Source organism: Amycolatopsis sp. cg13 (assembly GCF_041346965.1).
In the GTDB taxonomy this organism is placed as follows: domain Bacteria; phylum Actinomycetota; class Actinomycetes; order Mycobacteriales; family Pseudonocardiaceae; genus Amycolatopsis.
This window is the reverse complement of the sequence record NZ_CP166848.1, coordinates 5,429,553-5,448,140: the sequence shown is the minus strand read 5'-3', so window position 1 is coordinate 5,448,140 and position 18,588 is coordinate 5,429,553. Positions and strand designations below refer to the sequence as shown.

The 18,588-nt window shown below is 67.0% G+C and carries 20 protein-coding genes; 7 read left to right on the top strand and 13 right to left on the bottom strand.

The window, feature by feature from the left end; translation table 11 throughout:
* Window positions 1–75: 75 nt before the first annotated feature.
* The gene (locus tag AB5I40_RS25205) at window positions 76–498 is read left to right on the top strand and encodes a hypothetical protein (protein WP_370932515.1); all 423 of its coding nucleotides are present in this window, start codon (window positions 76–78) and stop codon (window positions 496–498) included.
* 205 nt (window positions 499–703) lie between these two features.
* Here the strand turns inward: AB5I40_RS25205 and AB5I40_RS25200 are convergent, their stop codons facing one another.
* Together AB5I40_RS25200 and AB5I40_RS25195 are read right to left on the bottom strand one after the other, a co-directional pair.
* Window positions 704–1,108 (bottom strand): type II toxin-antitoxin system VapC family toxin, encoded by a 405-nt coding sequence (locus AB5I40_RS25200; protein WP_370932514.1) that lies wholly within the window; start codon window positions 1,106–1,108, stop codon window positions 704–706.
* The gene (locus tag AB5I40_RS25195; protein ID WP_370932513.1) at window positions 1,108–1,308 is read right to left on the bottom strand and encodes a hypothetical protein; all 201 of its coding nucleotides are present in this window, start codon (window positions 1,306–1,308) and stop codon (window positions 1,108–1,110) included. The genes AB5I40_RS25200 and AB5I40_RS25195 overlap by 1 nt, the downstream gene beginning before the upstream one ends.
* Window positions 1,309–2,016: 708 nt before the next feature.
* Between AB5I40_RS25195 and AB5I40_RS25190 the strand changes: the two genes are divergently transcribed.
* Entirely contained in the window at window positions 2,017–2,601 is a 585-nt protein-coding gene (locus tag AB5I40_RS25190; protein WP_370932512.1) for a hypothetical protein, read from the top strand.
* Window positions 2,602–2,860: 259 nt separating this feature from the next.
* Here AB5I40_RS25190 and AB5I40_RS25185 read toward each other — a convergent pair whose 3' ends face one another.
* Entirely contained in the window at window positions 2,861–3,589 is a 729-nt protein-coding gene (locus AB5I40_RS25185) for a hypothetical protein (RefSeq protein ID WP_370932511.1), read from the bottom strand.
* 8 nt (window positions 3,590–3,597) lie between these two features.
* Complete coding sequence (locus tag AB5I40_RS25180; RefSeq protein ID WP_370932510.1) at window positions 3,598–4,287, bottom strand: hypothetical protein; 690 nt, start codon at window positions 4,285–4,287, stop codon at window positions 3,598–3,600.
* An 80-nt stretch (window positions 4,288–4,367) separates the two neighbouring features.
* Between AB5I40_RS25180 and AB5I40_RS25175 the strand changes: the two genes are divergently transcribed.
* Window positions 4,368–4,979, top strand: a complete 612-nt coding sequence (locus AB5I40_RS25175; RefSeq protein WP_370932509.1) for a hypothetical protein — start codon at window positions 4,368–4,370, stop codon at window positions 4,977–4,979.
* A 3-nt stretch (window positions 4,980–4,982) separates the two neighbouring features.
* On the opposite strand, the gene AB5I40_RS25170 is transcribed toward AB5I40_RS25175, so the two are convergent.
* The 3 genes from AB5I40_RS25170 to AB5I40_RS25160 are packed head-to-tail and all read right to left on the bottom strand — an operon-like array spanning window position 4,983 to window position 7,193.
* Complete coding sequence (locus AB5I40_RS25170; RefSeq protein WP_370932508.1) at window positions 4,983–6,401, bottom strand: EAL domain-containing protein; 1,419 nt, start codon at window positions 6,399–6,401, stop codon at window positions 4,983–4,985.
* A 1-nt stretch (window position 6,402) separates the two neighbouring features.
* On the bottom strand, window positions 6,403–6,957 hold the full coding sequence (locus AB5I40_RS25165) for an RNA polymerase sigma factor (RefSeq protein WP_370932507.1): 555 nt from the start codon (window positions 6,955–6,957) through the stop codon (window positions 6,403–6,405).
* Window positions 6,954–7,193 (bottom strand): hypothetical protein, encoded by a 240-nt coding sequence (locus AB5I40_RS25160; protein WP_370932506.1) that lies wholly within the window; start codon window positions 7,191–7,193, stop codon window positions 6,954–6,956. Before AB5I40_RS25160 ends, AB5I40_RS25165 begins: the two co-directional genes overlap by 4 nt.
* Window positions 7,194–7,459: 266 nt before the next feature.
* Between AB5I40_RS25160 and ppk2 the strand changes: the two genes are divergently transcribed.
* Complete coding sequence (ppk2, locus tag AB5I40_RS25155; RefSeq protein WP_370932505.1) at window positions 7,460–8,350, top strand: polyphosphate kinase 2; 891 nt, start codon at window positions 7,460–7,462, stop codon at window positions 8,348–8,350.
* Window positions 8,351–8,357: 7 nt separating this feature from the next.
* Here ppk2 and AB5I40_RS25150 read toward each other — a convergent pair whose 3' ends face one another.
* From AB5I40_RS25150 to AB5I40_RS25130, 5 genes are all read right to left on the bottom strand, one after another.
* Window positions 8,358–9,137 carry a class II aldolase/adducin family protein gene (locus tag AB5I40_RS25150; protein ID WP_370932504.1) on the bottom strand — a complete coding sequence of 260 codons (780 nt, stop codon included), beginning with the start codon at window positions 9,135–9,137 and terminating at the stop codon, window positions 8,358–8,360.
* Between the two features lie 58 nt (window positions 9,138–9,195).
* Window positions 9,196–9,732, bottom strand: coding sequence for a helix-turn-helix domain-containing protein (locus tag AB5I40_RS25145; RefSeq protein ID WP_370932503.1), 537 nt, complete (start codon window positions 9,730–9,732; stop codon window positions 9,196–9,198).
* A gap of 18 nt (window positions 9,733–9,750) precedes the next feature.
* Window positions 9,751–10,116: a glyoxalase gene (locus tag AB5I40_RS25140; protein WP_370932502.1), complete on the bottom strand. Its 366-nt coding sequence runs from the start codon at window positions 10,114–10,116 to the stop codon at window positions 9,751–9,753.
* 9 nt (window positions 10,117–10,125) lie between these two features.
* The gene (locus AB5I40_RS25135) at window positions 10,126–11,016 is read right to left on the bottom strand and encodes a hypothetical protein (RefSeq protein ID WP_370932501.1); all 891 of its coding nucleotides are present in this window, start codon (window positions 11,014–11,016) and stop codon (window positions 10,126–10,128) included.
* 75 nt (window positions 11,017–11,091) lie between these two features.
* Entirely contained in the window at window positions 11,092–12,129 is a 1,038-nt protein-coding gene (locus AB5I40_RS25130) for a tetratricopeptide repeat protein (RefSeq protein ID WP_370932500.1), read from the bottom strand.
* A gap of 241 nt (window positions 12,130–12,370) precedes the next feature.
* Between AB5I40_RS25130 and AB5I40_RS25125 the strand changes: the two genes are divergently transcribed.
* The 3 genes from AB5I40_RS25125 (at window position 12,371) to AB5I40_RS25115 (ending at window position 17,497) form a co-directional block, all read left to right on the top strand.
* Window positions 12,371–13,030: an HNH endonuclease family protein gene (locus tag AB5I40_RS25125; RefSeq protein ID WP_370932499.1), complete on the top strand. Its 660-nt coding sequence runs from the start codon at window positions 12,371–12,373 to the stop codon at window positions 13,028–13,030.
* A gap of 13 nt (window positions 13,031–13,043) precedes the next feature.
* On the top strand, window positions 13,044–13,697 hold the full coding sequence (locus AB5I40_RS25120; protein ID WP_370932498.1) for an alpha/beta fold hydrolase: 654 nt from the start codon (window positions 13,044–13,046) through the stop codon (window positions 13,695–13,697).
* Window positions 13,698–13,783: 86 nt separating this feature from the next.
* The gene (locus AB5I40_RS25115) at window positions 13,784–17,497 is read left to right on the top strand and encodes a S8 family serine peptidase (protein WP_370932497.1); all 3,714 of its coding nucleotides are present in this window, start codon (window positions 13,784–13,786) and stop codon (window positions 17,495–17,497) included.
* 29 nt (window positions 17,498–17,526) lie between these two features.
* Here the strand turns inward: AB5I40_RS25115 and AB5I40_RS25110 are convergent, their stop codons facing one another.
* Entirely contained in the window at window positions 17,527–18,528 is a 1,002-nt protein-coding gene (locus AB5I40_RS25110) for a helix-turn-helix domain-containing protein (RefSeq protein ID WP_370932496.1), read from the bottom strand.
* Window positions 18,529–18,588: the final 60 nt, after the last annotated feature.

Genomic DNA, 18,588 nt, shown 5'->3' with positions numbered 1-18,588 from the left:
CCCGAGCGCTTCCGCGCCGGCGCGGGATTTCTGGCCTCGCCCTATGTAGACGTCCTGCGTCATCGACGGGTGCGCGTGCCCGAGGATGTGACGTCGGCGGAGATCGTCGCCCGTGCGGCTAACGTCTTGCTGGACTTCGATGGGCCTGTCTGTGCTGTGTTCGGCGAGATCACGGATCGAGCAGTCGCCAACGAACTCCGAGCCGAGGGCGCGACCCGAGGACTCAGCTTTCCTGCCGATGTCGCGGAAACGGGTGATCCGTTCGAGGTCCTGAAATTCGCTGTACAGGAGGATGCGTCAACGGCAGAGCAGTTGGAGGAGCGGTTCCGGGAGTGTGAGGTGGTCGCGGTCGACAGCGCGCCAGCTACTCCAGGGACTCCGGAGTTCTTGGAACGACTCGCCGCGGAGCGGAAAGTGGTCACGATCGTGAGCAACAACAGCGCATCTCGCGCACGACGGTCCGCAAGGCGCTCGGAGTGCTGGAGCATGAGGGTCTAGCCCCAAAGGCGGGCGGGGTACGCCAGCAATCGTGCGGGCAACAGAAGTCGAAGTCGCCAAGTCGAGAGATGCGCAAACGCGGTCGATCTCGACGCCGTACACACTGAGGTTATTGAGTTCCACAAGATGGTTTGCGACCTGGATGCAAGGCTCTCGGAGCACCGAAAACGTCTAAGCTGACCAACTGGCCGCGCCGTTGCGAGCCTTACGGTTCCAGCAGAACGAGACCTTCGTACTCCACGAAGTCCGCGAAGTCCTTCACGTTCAGAGTTGCGAGCGGGATCTCGAACGCCAGGCAGCACGCCGCGATCCACGTGTCGTTCTGCGGACGGGGACGCCCGCGTCGCTGGGCGTAAGCGGAGATCTCGCCCCACACGCGTGCGACCTTTGGCGTACCCGGGAGGACTGGGAACGGTTGCATCCACTGTTCGAGCCGTTCCCGGCGAGGAAGCGCCCACGCGCGCAGATGCATCCACTTGTTCAACTCAGCCAGCGTCACGAACGTGATTGCCGGACGACAACCAACAAGCTGGCTCGCAAGCCACGGCGGGAGATCCCGCTTGAACAAGCCCGACGCAACATCCGTGTCGAGCACGACCTCCAAAGCCACTAGGTCAGGTTAGCCTTCCGCTCCGCAGCCACCCAGTCCCAGAACTCGTGCAGCTCATCAGCGGACTCAAAGATGTCCTCGCGCGCCCAGTCGTCCACGGACCTGATCGGCTGGACGTCTTTGTCCGCGAACAGCGCATCACGCAAGGCAGGACCATCCAGCCCCTCATGCGCCGGCTGCTCTGCATTGCTGGTCGTCATGGTCCACCTCCCTAGGACTCGTTCCACCTACGGAGACTACCTTGGTTATGACGGTTATGACCAAGCCTGGCTGAGCGTGACCAGCGCAAAGCTCTCGTGTTCAGAGTTTCCTTACTTGTTCAAGGCGGCCCCTCCGGGGCCGCTGGGCACGGTGTTTGATCCGCGGGCAAGATCCGGGGCGTGCGGGCTGGCGCCCGGTCCCCGCCGATCGTCCGCGGAAAAGCCAGCCCAGCGACCACCCGCCGGAGGAGCCGCGAGCAGTCGCGCTGAAAAGAGACGTCCTCGCCGGACGGGCAGGCCACCAGGATGGTCGAGCCGGGCGCATCGGTTGCGTCCGTGTGTGCCTCACGTCCATCCCGGCGACCTCACAGGCTTGATCGGGCTAAAGCCAGGTCGCCGGGATGGACGAAAAGGCCCCCACTAGTAGGTTGAAACCTCATGTAACAGACAGCGTTCGGCGGGCGACCTTCGTCTTATGACTCCACGGTGGCCCTCTATGAAGGCGAGAGACCTTCGTCGGCTCATCGAGGCCTACTGCGGCGCACCCAAGCGTCACAATGGAGGCTCCCACCGGAGATATCAGGGCCTCAAGGCCCCCTTCACCTTTGCGTTCCATGACAGTGAGACGGTCACAGGAAGCCTCGTACGCAGTATCTTGATGAGAGACGTTGGGCTGACCATCGACGAAGCAAGGAAGGCGGTGGGCAAATGAAGGCTATCCAGGCCATCTACCGCTTCGCTCCGAACGAGGAGGCCCCATGGGGTGCGTACTCATACCCGCAGGCGGTGTACACGTCGGGTCGCAGCTTGTCCGAGGTTCGTGAGAAATTCACGGAAGCAGCCCTGTTCCACTATGACAATGAGCAGTTGATCATCGAAGAGCATCTCGAGCTGCCATTGACCGACGGTGTCTTTGTCCGGATCGCGCAAGATCTTGAAGAGAAACATCGGCGCATGGTGTACGACGCGCTGGCGCGGGGGTTGAGTTACGGGGACCAAGCGGACGATCTCAGGCGGTCGAGCCATGCTGCCACCGGTGATGTTGTAGTGGTCGCCTGCGTGGCCGACGACGAGCTTCAATGGATCTTCGACCAGCTGGACGACGCTGACACCCTGGTCGTCGCTTGCGAAGTGTCTACCTTTGGCGTGTGGTCGGCACCGGTTATCGGTCCGGCATCAGATGGTGCTGGTTCGCGAGGCGAGCCCTTGCTCGGCAACGGACTGAAACGAAGCAGCACAGTCGGTGACCTAATGAAAGTGCACGACCTCGCCGCGGGCCCTCTGTTGGTCTAAGGCCTCCGAAGTCGACCAGGTCCGCTTGCCATTTTTTTGCCAGTAATCAACGCGCAATGACGCACAGGTGCGCCACAACACGACGTCTGCCCGGTAAGCGTTATTGCAGGTCACGACGCATTTTGACTAACTACGGCAGGCAGCGCCAGCGACCGACACCAGATCAGAAGGTCAGGGGTTCGAATCCCTTCGGGCGCACTGTCTGGTCGAGACAGTAAACAACGGTCTGGGAGCTTTTAGCTCCCAGACCGTTGTGCATTTACGCCTTCTTCAGCCGATCCAGCACCGCGCGAGTCTGGGATTGCGCGATCGCCGACAGATCGTCCATCTTCAGCGCGGCCTCGCCCGGGGCGCGGTGGACGGCGACCTGAACCTCCACCGAGACATTGCTGTCCTGCACCCCGACGATGTAACTCGCGCCCGGACCTGGCTCCGTGACAGCGCCCGCGCGCCAGTAGTTGCGCGTGCCGAGTCCGGGAGTCGTCCCGGCGGTCCAGCCCTTCGACGGGCCGGTGGTCCACTTGTCGTAGGCCGGGGGCTCGCCCGCGGACGTGAACTCCACCTGGACGCCGATTCCGACCTCGTTGGTGGCGACGCCGTCGGTCGCGGAGGTGCTGGTGTAGCGGAGACTGCACGTCAGGGCGCCGCCGTAGCCGCTGCTTGGCTGGTTTTCCCGGTGCGTCGGCGGGATCGGGGTGGAGGACCATTTCGCCAGCGGTTTCGGGTCCAGCAGGTCGCAGGCGTTGGAGATCGCGCTCATCGAGTACTTGCCCGGCGGCGCGGTGGGCGACGGCGCGGCGGACGGGGTCGAGGTCGGGGTCGCCGGGGCCGGTTCGGCTTTGGGAGGGGAGGAGGGGCTGCTGAGGGAGAGGCCGATCGCGATTCCGACGCCGAGTATCACGACCAGCCCGAGCGCACCCGCCACGATCAATCCCGTTTTGGGGCCGGGTTTCGGCGGCTGCGGGTAGCCGTATCCGGGTTGCTGCATGGAAAACCCTAGTTCCCTTTCAGTCCGCTCAACGCCTTGCGGGCCTGTGCTTCGGCGATCGGCTGGACTTCGGTGCGGTGCACCTGGGCGACGTCGCGGCTGCGGCTGAAGTTGAGCCGGACCCGGACCGAGACGTTGCCGTCCAGTACACAAAGGACGTAGCGCGTGTTCGCGACCAGCTCGCCGTAGACCTCGGAGTGCCAGAAGCCCTCGGTCCCGATTCCGGTGATCGGGCCGGACGCCTTGCCTTCGCCGGTCTTGGCGGCGTCGCCGCGTTTCCAGTTGTCGTAGAAGGACGGCGCGGTTCCGTTGGTGAAGTTGACGTCGAGGATGACCTCGGCGGTGTCCAGGACGTTGCCGCTGGAGTACCGCATCTGGCAGCTCAGGCTTCCGGCGCTGGTCCTGCTGGGCCGGGCTTCCTCGTGCTTGGGCGGGCTGGTGAGAGTGGGCGACCACTTTTGCAGCGGAGCCGGATCGACGAGATCGCAGGCATTGCCGACGCGGTCCATCGAATAACCGGGCGCGGCGGCCGGTTCCGGCGGGCGCTCCGAGGGCTGTCCGGCCAGGACGCCGACGGCGATCCCGATTCCCAGCACTACCACCAGCGCGGCGACCCCGCCGATGATCCAGCCGGTTCGCCGAGGCTTCGCAGGCGGAATTGCGGGGAAGGGATTCGTCGGCGGTTCGTTGTCGGTCATCCCAGCCCTCCGCCCGCCGAACCAGGCACCCGTGACCTGGCTCCGCGCGACTATATCGCCGAGGCGAATAAACTTCAGCTATGCAGGCAGAACGGCTCGACGGATCCGCACAAGCAGCAGGCCCGGCGAGCGGCGAGGTCTTCGATATCGAGTGGCCGCAGCAGCACCGCCGATGGATCGCGACGGTCGACGACACCCCGGCCGGCGGGGTCTACTGGCTGGGACACCGGACGGACGAGGGCGACCGGGCGGCGCTCGTCGGAACGACACCGCACCTGGACGCTCTCGACGGTCCACTCGGGCAGTTGATGAACATCGTCGAGCCGGTAGGCACGATGCCGGACCGCAGTCGCGTCGGTGCGGCGGTGTGGCGGCACCTCACCGAAGAGGCCGAGCGCAGAGCGGATTGGCCGCGAGTGCGCTGGATGGTGCGGGACACTGCGGTCGAGGCGGCTGTTCTGCACTTCGCCGGGGCGTGGCTTGCGGTGAGCGATCGGGTGGCCGATACGCAGATCGTCGTGCTCGGGACCGGGTTTTCTCCAGAAGGACTGCGGTTCAACAGAATCAGCGGCGAAGAGTACGGAGTGGACGTCACCAAGCCGCTCACGGTCCTGCAGTTGCACCGCCTGCGGGTCTGGCAATTGCCACAGCCCGAGACAGCGCACCAGGACTTGCTGAAGTTTCTGGACTAAGGCTCAGCCGCGAGGGCGGGGCACCGTAGCGGGGTCCGAATCCGATGCGGCGCGCTGGTCCGCCAACGCCTGCTTCCGGACCAGTTCAGCGTGCCCCGGCCCTTTCCACGCGGTGCCCGCGAGTTGCTCCTGGGCGACTTTCAGATCGCGGGAGGGCATGTACAAACAACCGCGGGGCAGCAATCTCCGTGCGTGGGCAAGCTCGACGCCCTCCACGAGAAGCCGGGTGTCGAGGTGTTCCGCCGCTTTTTCCAGCCAGCTGAAGGTACGGCGATCCGCTTCGTCCAAGGTCCGTCCGAACACTGAGGTCGGGACGGCCGAGCGCGGGATGACCGCGAGCGACCACGGGTGGCGGTCGGGAGGACAGAGCGGTGTGGACGGTGTGCCGTAGTTGGTCAAGGCCAGGTTGACTCCGGTGTCCGCCAGACGGAACAGCTGTTCGTCGATCTGCGGAGAAGCGAGCACGTCACATGGGATGCCGAGGTGCAGCATTCGCGCGGGCACCCGCACCTGGTGCAGATGCTCGGCCAGCGAGTCGGCGAAGGTCTGGTCGGCCACGACGCTGACCGGCAGTTCGAGCAACATCAGCGGGTCCGCGGCACGCCGCTGGGCACGCCAGGTCCGGAGAGTCTCGCAGATCTCGGGAAGGACGAGGCCGAACAAGGCCGGTGCCAGCTGGGTCGAGTCGCTGAGCGAACTCAGTTCGCTCAGCGGATGCGGGGTATTGGCAGTGCCGAGCCAGCACGCGACCGCGCGTACACCGATGGCACCGGAGAAATCGATGTCCTCGATGAATTGGAAGCGGACTGTGTGCCGGCCGGAGGCAACGGCTTCCCTGGCTTGGCCGAGAAGTGTTGCTGGCCGGATGACGTTCTTTGTGCCGCGAGTGTTCGACCAATGGATCTTCACTTTGTCCGGGAGACCCGTTCTGGCTGTGGCGGCCCGTTCGCCGAGGTCTGATCCAGGACGTGCGACGGCAATCCCGAGCGGTGGCTTGAAAACGGCAGTCTGGTCGTCGAGCGACATGGGTGCGTTCAAGGCAGGAGACAGTTGCTCCGCGGCATTGGTCAGGTCCAGTTCCGCGCCGGCGTCGGGAACATACACGAGCAGATCAGCGCCATCTGAGCGCACGCTTGTCTCCGGGTATTCGTAGAGCACGCCCGTTATTCGCCGGGAGAAGGCTTCATGCAACTCGACTGTCATCTCCGGGGTAAGTCCGTTCTCCGGTTCGCTGTGGTGTGGCAGGCGAACCACTAGCACCAGGCCCCAGTGCGCCTCCGCGGCGAGTTCGTCGTTTACCGCCTGGACAAAAGCAAGCTCGGCTTCGCTGACCGGAGCGGAGAGCGCGCTGGCGAGCGCGGCAAGCCCAAGGTCCCCGGGCTTGATTTCGCTGAGCGGACCGGAAGAAGATCGACTGTCCACTTTAGACCTCCTTCTCGGTGGCGACGCGGCTCGAGCGTGCTCGCGGAGGGCGGCGGCACCCTTCGCGGATGCGCTTGCGGGCATGAGCGAGATAAGACCGGACGGAAGCTTCGGAGATGGTCATCCGATCAGCGATTTCCGAGTTCTGGTAGCCGAACGCGCTCCACAGCAGCGCGGCCTGTTCTCGCGGGGGCAGGGTCGGCAGCAGTTCCAGTACTGCGTTCAGTTCGAGCCGCCCGTCGATCGGCGTCTCGGCCGCCCACATCGGCGGATCGTGCTCGTGAAGTTCCGCGGCTTCCTCGCGGCTGCGCCGGCGCAGGTCGATGGCCAGCCTCCGGACGACGGTCTTCGTCCACGCGACCCGATCACCGGTAATGGAGTTCCAGTGCCGGCACAGGCGCAGAAGTCCGTCGCTGACCGCGAGTTCGTAGTCGCCGGTGGGATAGATCGTGCGCGCCAGCCCCAGCAGGGACGAGTGGTGTTCGCGCACGAGCTCCGTGAACGCCGCGACGTCGCGAGGATCTTGAATCGCGCCCGGCGGAGCGTGCTCGGTCACTCTCCGCCGACCTCGCCCCGGTCGCGGCGGCGGATCGAGACGTCCAGCCCGCCCGCGCGCACCTGCCAGTCGCCGTCGTCGCGACCGCTTTCCAGCACGGCTTCGGCGAGGCGCACCGCCCGTTTCTGTTCGACCAGGCGGACCAGCACGCAAGCCGACAACCGGAACAGGCACCACATCGGACGTGCGGCAACCGTCGCTGCCGAGGCAGCGGCTGCGACCACCAGGTAGAACACCGGGTGGGCTCCTTCCACGGGGAACCGGGGTCAGGCCCGGTGGCCAAACCCATCGCTGGGTAGACGCCGGAACTTGCTTAAGCGAAGGGAAACATCACTCGGATGTGTGGTGTGTCTTCCGTTGCCAGTTGCGGACGGGCATGCTGACAGTTAACCGTCACACTCTTGGCATTCCGCCAAGATTTCCCTTCCTCCCACTGGTCGTCACCGGGTCCGGCCGGAGCCGGGACACCTCCCGTTCACCTGTCCTGCTTAAGGTCGGCCGCATGTTGCGGGACGTGCGGGAGTACATCGATCGGCTCGAGATCGACGGGCATTCGGTCGGCGAGGATCACGATGACGATCCCGTGTTGATCGACGCGTTCGGCAAGGCGGTCGACACCTGGCGGGAGAACTATCCGTACGCCGAGCGCATGCCGCGCGAGGAGTACGACGAGACGAAATACCTGCTGCAGGTCGAACTGCTCAAGCTGCAGAACTCGATCAGCGAGACCGGCAGCAAGCACGTCATTCTCTTCGAGGGGCGCGACGCGGCGGGCAAGGGCGGCACCATCAAGCGGTTCATGGAGCACCTCAACCCGCGCCACGCTCGGACGGTCGCACTCGCCAAACCCAGTGACCGGGAAGCGCATCAGTGGTATTTCCAGCGCTACGTCCAGCATTTGCCGACCGCGGGGGAGATGGTCTTGTTCGACCGGTCCTGGTACAACCGGGCCGGAGTCGAGCAGGTGATGGGGTTTTGCTCGCCGGAGCAGTACGAGCAGTTCATGCACCAAGTGCCGCTGTTCGAGGAAATGCTGGTGGAGAGCGGGATCACGGTCACGAAGTTCTGGTTTTCCGTGACCCAGGCCGAACAGCGCACGCGGTTCATCATCCGCCAGGTCGATCCGGTGCGGCAGTGGAAACTGTCTCCGATGGACCTGCAGTCGCTCGACAAGTGGGACGACTACACCGCGGCCAAGGAAGCGATGTTCCTCCGCACGGACAACGATCTCGCGCCGTGGATCACGATCAAGAGCAACGACAAGAAACGCGCGCGGATCAACGCGATGCGCTATTTCCTGTCGCGGTTCGAGTATGAGGGCAAGGACGCGAACGTGGTCGGGGAGCCGGATCCGCTGATTGTGAAGCGCGGGCGGGACGCGGTCGGCGACTGAACCCGGATCAGTCCAGCACGTCCGGTTCCTGTTCGACGATCAGGTCCTCCAGCAAGCGGAAGTTGTTGCGTGCCATGTTCGCGCTGCCGAACTGGCGGGCGGCGAGCGTGGCTTCCTCGGCGGTCATGACGCGCGGCGTACCCGCGGCTTCGGCGAGGAGTTGCATCTGGCAGGCGCGTTCCATCGTGATGAACCACCACGCCGCCTCGCCGACGCTGCGCCCGACGGTCAGCAATCCGTGGTGGCGAAGGATCGCGGCGCGTTTCGACCCGAGCCGCGCGGCGATGCGGACGCCTTCGTCGCGCTCCAGGACCAGGCCTTTGTACTCGTCGAAAAGCACGTGATTTTCGTAGAAGGCGCAGGATTCCTGGACAATCGGGTCCAGCAACCGGTTCAACGCCGACCAGGCGCGGCCGTGGATCGTGTGTGCGTGCGCGACGGCGACGACGTCCTCGCGGGCTTCGTGGATGGTCGAGTGGATCGCGAACGCGGCCTTGTTCGTGCGCCGCGTTCCTTCGACCACTTTTCCGTTCTCGTCAAGGAGAAGCAGGTCGCTGACCTTGATCCGGGAGAAGTGCACCGCGTACGGGTTGACCCAGAACCGGTTCGGGAACTCGGGATCGCGCGCGGTCAGGTGCCCGGCGATGCCCTCGTCGAACCCGTACCGGGCGAACAGGCGGAAGGCGACGGCGAGCTGACGTTTGCGCTGCGCGCGTTCGGCGGCGACGGAATCCAGCTGCTCGGGCAGGGTGTCGAGGTCGAGTTCGGCTACCGGGGCGTCGGTCATCAGCATCTCCCACTGTTGCCTGTATGGCAATCAGGGTGCCCCTGAGGCACATCGAGTGTCAAGCGATGACGACGAGCACTTCCGCGTCCGGCGCGCCCCGCAGGGTGTGCTCAGTGGTGCCGGGGAACTGCGCCGAATCACCGGCCGCGAGCAGGTGGGTTTCGCCGGACAGGGTCAGTTCGAGCTGGCCGCTGACCACGTGCAGCCACTCCTCGCCGCGGTGCTGGGTCGGGCGCGGAGGGACGGATTTGCCGCGCAGGGTCACCAGGGTTGCCTCAACGCCGGACGACGGCGGGGACAGGTGGGTCATGGACGCGCCGCTGGTGCCGTACGTGACGGCGTCCGCGCGCCGGACGATCGGCGACCGGCGCTCCTCGGAAGCGGCGAGATCGGCGACGCTGACGTCCAGCACCCGCGCGAGCACCACGAGCGTGCCGAGGCTGGGCACACGCTGTCCGCTCTCGACGCGAGACAGGTAGCCAGGGGTGATGTCCGCGGCGGCGGCGACCTTCTCCAGCGTGAGCCCGCGCTCCAGGCGAAGCTCACGAAGGCGTCGCGTGATCCGCTGTTCGGCTTCTTCCGCCTCCTGGCTCATCCCCACACTGTAAGCGGCTCAGCCGGCGAGGAACTCCAGCCGGTTGCCGACCGGGTCGAAGGTGTGGAACCGCCGCCTGCCGGGGATTTCCGCCGGATCGGCCCAGGTCACAGGCCGTCCGGAGGCTTCGATCGCGGCAGCTGTGGCGTCCACGTCGACCACGAAAGCCGGGTGCGCCTTGAGCGCCGGACGGAAATCCGCCTCGACGCCGACGTGCAGTTCGCCGTCCGGGCCGCCGACGCCCGGAACCTGGAACCAGCAACCGCCGCGTGCGGCCAGTAGTGGCGGCTTCGGCAGCTCCGGCCAGCCGAGCACCCCGGTGTAGAACGCGCGTTCGTCGTCCTCCGCGCCCGCTGGGCAGGCGACCTGCACGTGATGGATCATGCCTCGAAACTACGCCAGCTCAGCGGGTTTCGGTTCCGGGAAAGCGTAGAACCGCACGGCCAGATCACGCGCTTCGTCGGACGGCCCGGGCTTGCGGGCGGCGTAGCGGTGCACCAGTTCCAGGTACTCCGCCTCGAAGTCCTTCAAGTCCTTGTAGCTCATCCGCATCCCGGCGCGGCTCCCGGCGGTCCAGTCGTCGAAGGTGTCGCGGTGTTCGACGGCCCAGGCCATCAAGCGCACTTCGTGGTCGTACTTCGCGTCCAGGTAGGCGGCCAGTTTCGGCCGGTCCTCCTCGGGATAGTCCTCCAGCTTCGCCTCGTTCGTGCTCTGCGGGACGGACTGCCAGCGACCGTCGCGGGCACGTCGCGTGTACCCGGCGTGGGTCAGGGTGAGCAGCGCGGCCGGGACGTCGATCGAGGGGAGCTCCGCGCGCAGTTCGGCCGAAGTGGCGGGCATCAGGCGAAGCAACCGCTGGTAGTTCGGGTTCGTGCGCACCGTGATGTCGTTCATGGTCAGCGGCCGCGGTCGTGCGTTGCCGGCGAGCAGAGCGCGTGCCCGCAGCATCAGGAACACCGCGATCGGCAGTTCCGCGAGCAGCGCGGTGCCGAGGCTGGCCCATTGGTCGGAGCCGCCCCAGTCGAGGACGACGTCGAACCAGGCGTCGCAGCACAGCAGCGCGGCGGTCGCGGCCAGCATCGGCACCGCGGCGCGGCTGCGGCGCATCCCGAGCAGTACGGACGCGGCGAAACACAGCAGCAGCACGATGTCGAAGCCGACCCAGGCGACTCGCCACTGGCTCGTGTCGAAGTGCTCGGGCAGGGTCAGTCCGAGGTAGACGGTCCACGGCACCAGGAACACCGCGATACCGGCGAGGATGGCGAGAAGCACGCGTCTGAACACTCGATCGACGCTAGCCGCGCCGGTGCCGGGGAACATCCGGGAAGATCCCGGAGATCGACCCCGAGAAACTTGTGTCTACTGTGGACGGTCAGCGGCGAGGGCCTGCCAGTGGTCGGCTTCGGCGGTCGCGCCGCGGGCGCGCAGCATCCGGGTCAGGCTCAGCATTCCCTGCACGTCGCCGGTCTCCGCGGCGACCCGGAAGCAGCGTTCGGCCTGTGCCAGGTCGCTGCGGGATTCGGCGAGATGCCCCAGGTTGGTGAGCGCGGGGATGCTGCCGTGCTCGGCGGCCTTGCGGTACCAGGCCGCGGCCTCGCCGTCGTCGCGGCGGTTGCGGGCGAGGACGCCGAGGTTGGTCATCGCCGCCGCGTCGCCCGCCTCGGCGGCTTCGAGGTACCAGTTCTCCGCCTCTTCGAGGTCGCCCCGGCGATGCAGCAGCAACCCCAGCCGCACCTTCGCCTCGACGTGGCCGCCCTTCGCGCCGCGACGGAACCACCGCTCGGCGTCGCCTTCCCGGTTGGCCCGTTCGGCTTCCCGGCCCAGCAGGCAGGTCGCGGAGAGTTCGCCCGCGTCCGCCGCGGCCCGCCACCAGTGCGCCATCTCGTCGGGCGCGCCGAGTTCTCGCAGGACCAGGCCGAGGTCGAGCATCGCCGTCGAGTCGCCGTCTTCCGCGGCACTGCGGCACCAGCCTTCGGCGTCGGAGTACCGGCCGTCTTCGACAAGCAGGTGGCCGAGCAGCCCGGCAGCTTCCGTCGCACCGGCTTGGAACGCGGCGGCGTACCAGCGCTCGGCGTCGTTGAGGTGACCCTGGTTTTCGCAGGTCCGTGCGTATCCGAGCATTCCGTGCGGCTCACCGGCTTGCGCGGCTTCGTGGTACCAGCGGGCGGCTTCGTCCTCAGCGCCGCGTTCGGCCAGCAGGTGCGCCAGCGCGGTCATGGCGATCCGGTCACCGCCGGAGGCGGCCCGGCGGTACCACTCCTCGGCCTCCGCTGAATCGCCACGTTCGCGCAGGTCAGCGGCGACGCGCGTCATCGCGACGACGTTGCCGCCCTCCGCCGCCTTCCGGCGCAGGTAGTCGTCGACGCGTGTGTTCCACTTCCGCAGCCGCCCGGGCATCTCGGACCCGCTCCTTTCCGGCCCCCTATCAATACAGTCGTTTCGCCCGTCGCGGACGTGACACCTTCGGGAGCGTTATCCACCCCCGCTGATCTGGGCTTTTTCGTTGGCGGCCAACAACTGGTCCGACGTGGTCCTTGCCACGCCCCGGGCGCTGCCGAGAGTGTCTGCGCGATTACCGGCCCGGCGACAGGCATACTCCGGCTCCCCGAACTCCCCGCCCGAGAGGATCCCGCGCACCATGGCCCGGCCGTTCCCCACCAAGCGCACCGTGCTGCTCGCGGTCGTGCTGCTCATCGCTGTCGTCGGGTTTTGGTACGGCCAGCGCGAAGTCGGCGACACGAAGTCCGAGGCCGCACCGGCGTCGGCGGCGGACGCGACGAAGCAGCTGTCCGAACTGAAAATCAGCGCCCGCGGCAATATGACCGGCTATTCGCGGGACAAGTTCAAGCACTGGGACAGCCAGGGCGACAGCTGCGACACCCGCGAGGTCGTCCTCAAGCGCGCGGGCAAGGACGTCAAGGCGGGCAGCGACTGCAAGCCGACGGCGGGCACCTGGCTCAGCGTGTACGACGGCCAGACCTGGACCAAGGCGACTCAGCTCGACATCGACCACATGGTCCCGCTCGGCCAGGCCTGGGTGAGCGGCGCGCGCGACTGGACGCAGGAGAAGCGCGAGCAGTTCGCGAACGACCTCACGCGCCCGCAGCTGTTCGCGGTGACGGCGAGCGTGAACCGGCAGAAGAGCGACAAGGCTCCGGACGAGTGGAAGCCGCCGCTGGTGTCGTTCTGGTGCACCTATGCGACCGACTGGGTCACCGTGAAGCACTTCTACGGGCTGACGATCACCGACATGGAGAAGAACGCGCTGCAGGACATGCTCAAGCGCTGCCCTGCGTGACAAGCTGGGCGGCATGGCGACTTTCGCACTGATCCACGGGGGCGGCGGCAGCGGCTGGGACTGGCACCTGGTCGCCGAGCGGCTCAAGGCGTCCGGGCACGACGTCGTGGCCCCGGATCTGCCGATCGAGAACCCGCAGGCCACGTTCGCTGACTTCACCGACAGCGTGGTGGCGGCGATCGGCGATGCGCGGGAAGTCGTCGTGGTCGGTCATTCCTACGGCGGGTTCACCGCGCCGCTCGTGGCGGAACGGGTCGGCGCGCGGCTTCTCGTGTTCGTCGCCGGGATGGTGCCCGCGCCGGGCGAGGCTCCCGGGGAGTGGTGGGGCAACGTCGGTTTCGAGTCGGCCGAGGGGCTGAGCGTCACCGAGCAGTTCATGGCGGACCTCCCGGCCGACCTGGCGGCGGAGAACGAGCGGCGCGGCCGGGATCAGAACAGCGCCGAGTACAGCGCGGCGTGGCCGGGCGAGCGGTTGCCGGACGTGCCAACGAAAGTCCTGCTCTTTCGCGACGACCGGTTCTTCTCCGCCGATCTGCTGCGCCGCGTCGCGCGCGAGCGGCTGGGGATCGAAGCGGACGAGATGGCCGGATCCCATCTCGCGCTGCTGAGCCGTCCGGACGAACTGGCGGACCGCCTAATGGCCTATTACGCGACAGTGGCTGGCTAACCAGGCGTTGTCCCAGTTGCGACATGTCACAACCGCGACACCGAGAGGTAGTGACGTGAACCCCGGCTCGCCCCGAATCTTGTGCGATGACGTGGAGATCACGAGCCATCACTCTCGGCTGCACGGGCGCACTGGTCGCGACACTCGGCCAGGCGGTGCCCGCGGCGGCCGAGCCTGCGAGCGGTTCACCGGCGCCTGGTCCCGGTGAGCGGCACACGGTCACCTTGCTCACCGGTGACGTCGTGCAAGTCGAAGGCGTCCAAGGCGGACGGCAGATCGCGACCGTCCGGCCGGGCAAGGGGCGGGAGAACATCCGCTTCACGCAGTCCGAAGTGGACGGGAAGCTGCAGGTCATCCCGGCCGACGCGGTGTCGCTCGTGGCGGCCAAGCGCCTCGACAAAGCCCTGTTCAACGTCACCGACCTGATCGCGCAGGGCTACGCCGACGAGTCGAGCCCGACGGTGCCCATGATCGCGCACTACGCCAAGGGCGTCTCGATCGCTGCCGCGCCGACGTTCGCCGCCACCACGCAGGGTGCCGAACTGCCCAGCGTGAACGGCCGCGCGCTGCGGGAAGACAAGAAGCGCGCCGGCGAGTTTTGGCAGTCCTTCACCGGTCCGCGCGCCGCTTCCGGTGCGGTGGAACGGATTACGCTGGACCGCAAGGTGCACGCGTCGCTCGATCGCAGTGTCCCGCAGATCGGGGCGCCGGAGGCGTGGGCGGCCGGGTTCGACGGCTCCGGCGTCGCGGTGGCCGTGCTCGACACCGGCTACGACCCCAACCACCCGGATCTCGCGGGCAAGGTCGCGAAGGCGGAGAACTTCTCGACCAGCCCGGACGTCGTCGACCGGTTCGGCCACGGCACGCACGTCGCGGCGACCATCGCGGGCAGCGGCGCGGCCGCGGGCGGCACGCGCAAGGGCGCGGCTCCGGGCGCGAAGCTGTACGTCGGCAAGGTGCTCGGCGACGACGGCACGGCCTCGTCTTCCGAAGTCCTGCAAGGGATGGAGTGGGCCGCGAACTCCGGTGCCAAGGTGATCAACATGAGCCTCGGCGGCGGCGCGACCGACGGTACGGACGATCTCAGCGTCGGCCTCAACGAACTCACCGCCCGTACCGGCGCGCTGTTCGTGGTCGCTGCGGGCAACGACGGCCAGAACGGCGCGTCGACCATCGGCACGCCGGGTACTGCGGATGCCGCGCTGACCGTTGGTGCGGTGGACCGCAAGGACGAGCTGGCTCCGTTCTCCAGCATGGGCCCGCGGCAGGGCGACCAGGCCGTGAAGCCGGACATCACCGCGCCTGGCGTGGGAATCGTCGCGGCGCGCGCGGCTGGTACTTCGCTCGGTGAGGTGGTGGATCAGTACTACACCGCAGCGTCTGGCACGTCGATGGCGACGCCGCATGTTGCTGGTGCGGCAGCGATCCTGGCGCAGCGGTATCCACAATGGACCGCGCAGCAGCTCAAGGATGGCTTGGCCAGTACGTCGAAACCTTCTGCGGGGCTCAATGCCTTTCAGCAGGGTGGCGGCCGGGTAGACGTCGCAGCTGCGGCAGTGCATCCCGGAGTCTTCGCGACCGGCACGCTGAACCTCGGCCCGGTCACCAACGACAGCGGACCGGTGCGCAAGGAAATCACTTACACCAACACGACTTCCGCTCCGGTCACCATCAGCCCGAAGCTCGACCTGCGTCGTGGCGACGGTGCCACGCCGGGTGCCGCGGTGAAGCTCGACAAGTCCACTGTGGAGGTTCCGGCCAACGGAACCGCGACAGTCGCGATCAGCGTCGACTCGGCCGCGCTGGTGCCGGGCAACTACACCGGCAGCGTTCTCGTCGGTTCGGTGCACACGACGGTCGGCTTGGTGAAGGAGCCGCCGAAGCACAAGGTGACCGTCACCGGCATCGGCCGCGACGGTCAGGCGCATCCGATGGACATCCAGATCTTCGGCGACGACATGCGCTACGACATCGTCGGCGACGTCTTCAGCGGCCATCCGTTCGTCACCGAACTCCCGGAGGGCACCTACTACGCCCGCGCGATGTTCCACACCGGACTGGCTCCGGACGAGGAAATCGCGATCGTGCTCAAGCCCGAGTTCTCCCTGACCGGGGACCTGAACCTGGTGATGGACGCGCGGAGCGCGGTGCCGGTCGAGATCAAGACGCCGCGGCCGTCGACGCTGGAAAACATCATCAGCAGCTACGCGCACCGCGAATTCGGCTCGCGCAAGATCTCGAACTATGTCATGGAATTCCCCGGCGTCCGGCACATCTACGTGACGCCGACGGAGAAGGTCAAGAACGGGACGTTCGAATTCGGCACCCGGTGGCAGCTCACCGCGCCGATGCTGACCGCGACCACGTTGCCGTGGCTCGGCGTCAAAACCGAACTGTTCTACTACGCGTCGTCCCCGGCGATTTCCGGGTTCAAGTGGCTGGACGTCGTTCCGGTCGCTGCCGACAAGCCGGAGCAATACGCCAAGGCGCGCGGGAAAATCGCGTTGGTGACGCCCGCTAAGGACGGCACCAACCCGGATACCGCGGCGAAACAGGCCGCTGCCGCGGGTGCCGCGATGGTGATGGTCGTCAGCCTGCCCGACGAGCACACCTACGGACACTGGCAGCCGCGCGGCGATCGCCTGCCGATTCCCGCCGTGCTGATCACGAACGAACAGGGCATGAAGCTGGCTGACCGCGCCAAATACGGCTTCACCAGCATGTTCCTGCAGGGCACGCCGGTGAGCCCGTACCTGTACGACATCATGCAGGTGACGCACGACCAGATTCCGCAGAAGATCGTCTACCAGGTCAGCGATCGCAACAGCGCGACGGTCACCGCGAATTACCGGGCGACCGGCAAGGACGAGTGGCTTTCCGAGCAGCGGTTCGGTTGGCGGCCTTGGGAAAAGACCGCGATCAACCAGTACCAGCGGTACGCGCACACCGGAACGGCGCGCGAGGAGATCGTTTCGATCGACGAGACGATCTGGCAGCACCGCGTGAACAACAAACTCAGCTGGGACACTTTCCAGCCGCTCGCGGTCGGCATGCTCGAACAGCCGCACACCTTCAAGGCCGGGCAGCGGGCGACGGAAAACTGGTACGCGCCAGTGGTCCGCCCGGCGATCCCGCGCGGCGCGGGACTGGAAACGTCGCGTACCGGCGACACTTTCGCCTTCCGCATCCCCGAGTTCGCCGATCCGGAAACCTCGCACTACGCGTTTTCCGAATCGGGCTGGGACGACGAGCCGGACCAGGTGAGCGCGAAGCTCTACCAGGACGGAAAGCTCGTCAAGGAAGGCCCGGCGGCGTGGGGCAAGTTCCCCGCTTCGGCGGACCCGGCGAAGTACCGGCTCGACTTGTCGCTGACCAAGTCCACTCCGGACTGGGCGTACGGCACGCACACCGAAACGTCGTGGACCTTCGGGTCGAAGCGGCCCGCCGAAGGCAAAACGGACCTGCTTCCGTTGCTGCAGGTGGATTACGGCGTGCAGACCGACCTGACGCAGAAGGCGCGCGCCGGGCGTTCGCTTCCGGTCGAGTTCACCGTCCGCAACCAGGACGGCCTGGCAGCGCCGAAGAATCCGCGGCTGACCGTCGAAGTGTCCTATGACGACGGTCGCACGTGGACGAACGTCAAGCGGATGGACAGCATCGGCGACGGCCGTTTCCGCGCCGTGGTCGACCATCCGCGGCTGGACCGGACCAACGGCTTCGTCTCCCTGCGCGTGCACGGGTCCGACGCCGACGGGAACGCGGTGCAGCAGACGGTAATCCGGGCCTACGGGCTCTCCTGAGAAAGAGGCAGCCGGATAACCCCTCGCGGTTATCCGGCTGCCGCAGGCTCGTCGAGCCAGCCCTGCCGGCTGACCTCCCACGCCAGCTGCATCCGGGTCTGCACGTTCATCCGGGACATCAGGTCGTGGATCCGGCGTTGCACAGTCCGCTGGCTGACCGCGAGCCGCGTCGCGATCGCCTTGTCGGTGACCCCCGCGACCAGCAACGACAACAGGTGCAGCTCGTCCCGATCCGGCCCCGCGCCGCCGGGAGCGTCCTGCGGAGTCCCGTCGGCGCGCAACGGCCACGCGCGTTCCCAATAGCTTTCGAACAACGCGATCAGCGCGGCTAGCAGGCTGCTGTCGCGGATCAGCGCGGCGGTCGGTTCGCCGGAGCCGTCGAGGTTCTGCACCAGCGGGCACAACGCGATGGTGCCGTCGGCGATCGCCAGCCGCACCGGCACGACGGTCGACGACCGAGCCTCCTCGCCGTGCCGGATCCCGTGCGCGACGTTCTCGATCATGCCGGGCTCTTCCAGCATCGCCCGTTCGTAGACGACCCGGTACCGCACGCCGCGGGCGAGCGCGTCGTACTCGTCGGCGTTCTCGCCGGACGCCATCGCGATGTGCCCGGCCCGGCAGAACCACAGCAGTTCGTGCCGGGCGCCGACCTGGATGTTCGTCAGCTGCTGCCGGATCGCCGCGCTCCCGGTGATCACCTCGACCAGCTGCGTCGCGTCGCGGCGCCGCGCGCCCCCGCGGTACTCCTCGGCCATCCGGCTCACCGCGGTGCGCGCCCACTCCAGCGATTCCTGCCCGCGCATCAGCAACGGCCCGAACGCGACGTCCGGCGGCGACGGCGCGTACTTCGGCTCGTCCCCGGCGACCAGGCTGACCAGCCCCTTGGCGTGCAGCGAACGCAGGATCGCCGACACCTGCGCCGGGCTGAGCCCGAGTTGCTCGGCCACCTGACGCGGTCCGGCGTCGAACATCCCGACGAGGAGCCGGTAGACCCGCTCCTCGTCCCCAGTCACCCCGATTGCGTCCAGCATCCGGCGAGCGTAAGGCACCGGCAACGGGAGCGAACGAGACAAAACCGGACAGCGCCGCCT

Bases quoted from the DNA above. Each gene is read 5' to 3' on its own strand.
- AB5I40_RS25125 (WP_370932499.1), top strand. From the start codon at position 12,371: ATGGCCCGGCCGTTCCCCACCAAGCGCACCGTGCTGCTCGCGGTCGTG.
- AB5I40_RS25180 (WP_370932510.1), bottom strand. From the start codon at position 4,287: ATGACCGACAACGAACCGCCGACGAATCCCTTCCCCGCAATTCCGCCT.
- AB5I40_RS25185 (WP_370932511.1), bottom strand. From the start codon at position 3,589: ATGCAGCAACCCGGATACGGCTACCCGCAGCCGCCGAAACCCGGCCCC.
- AB5I40_RS25115 (WP_370932497.1), top strand. From the start codon at position 13,784: ATGACGTGGAGATCACGAGCCATCACTCTCGGCTGCACGGGCGCACTG.
- AB5I40_RS25195 (WP_370932513.1), bottom strand. From the start codon at position 1,308: ATGACGACCAGCAATGCAGAGCAGCCGGCGCATGAGGGGCTGGATGGT.
- AB5I40_RS25145 (WP_370932503.1), bottom strand. From the start codon at position 9,732: ATGAGCCAGGAGGCGGAAGAAGCCGAACAGCGGATCACGCGACGCCTT.
- AB5I40_RS25140 (WP_370932502.1), bottom strand. From the start codon at position 10,116: ATGATCCATCACGTGCAGGTCGCCTGCCCAGCGGGCGCGGAGGACGAC.
- ppk2 (WP_370932505.1), top strand. From the start codon at position 7,460: ATGTTGCGGGACGTGCGGGAGTACATCGATCGGCTCGAGATCGACGGG.
- AB5I40_RS25110 (WP_370932496.1), bottom strand. From the start codon at position 18,528: ATGCTGGACGCAATCGGGGTGACTGGGGACGAGGAGCGGGTCTACCGG.
- AB5I40_RS25120 (WP_370932498.1), top strand. From the start codon at position 13,044: ATGGCGACTTTCGCACTGATCCACGGGGGCGGCGGCAGCGGCTGGGAC.
- AB5I40_RS25175 (WP_370932509.1), top strand. From the start codon at position 4,368: ATGCAGGCAGAACGGCTCGACGGATCCGCACAAGCAGCAGGCCCGGCG.
- AB5I40_RS25150 (WP_370932504.1), bottom strand. From the start codon at position 9,137: ATGACCGACGCCCCGGTAGCCGAACTCGACCTCGACACCCTGCCCGAG.
- AB5I40_RS25130 (WP_370932500.1), bottom strand. From the start codon at position 12,129: ATGCCCGGGCGGCTGCGGAAGTGGAACACACGCGTCGACGACTACCTG.
- AB5I40_RS25190 (WP_370932512.1), top strand. From the start codon at position 2,017: ATGAAGGCTATCCAGGCCATCTACCGCTTCGCTCCGAACGAGGAGGCC.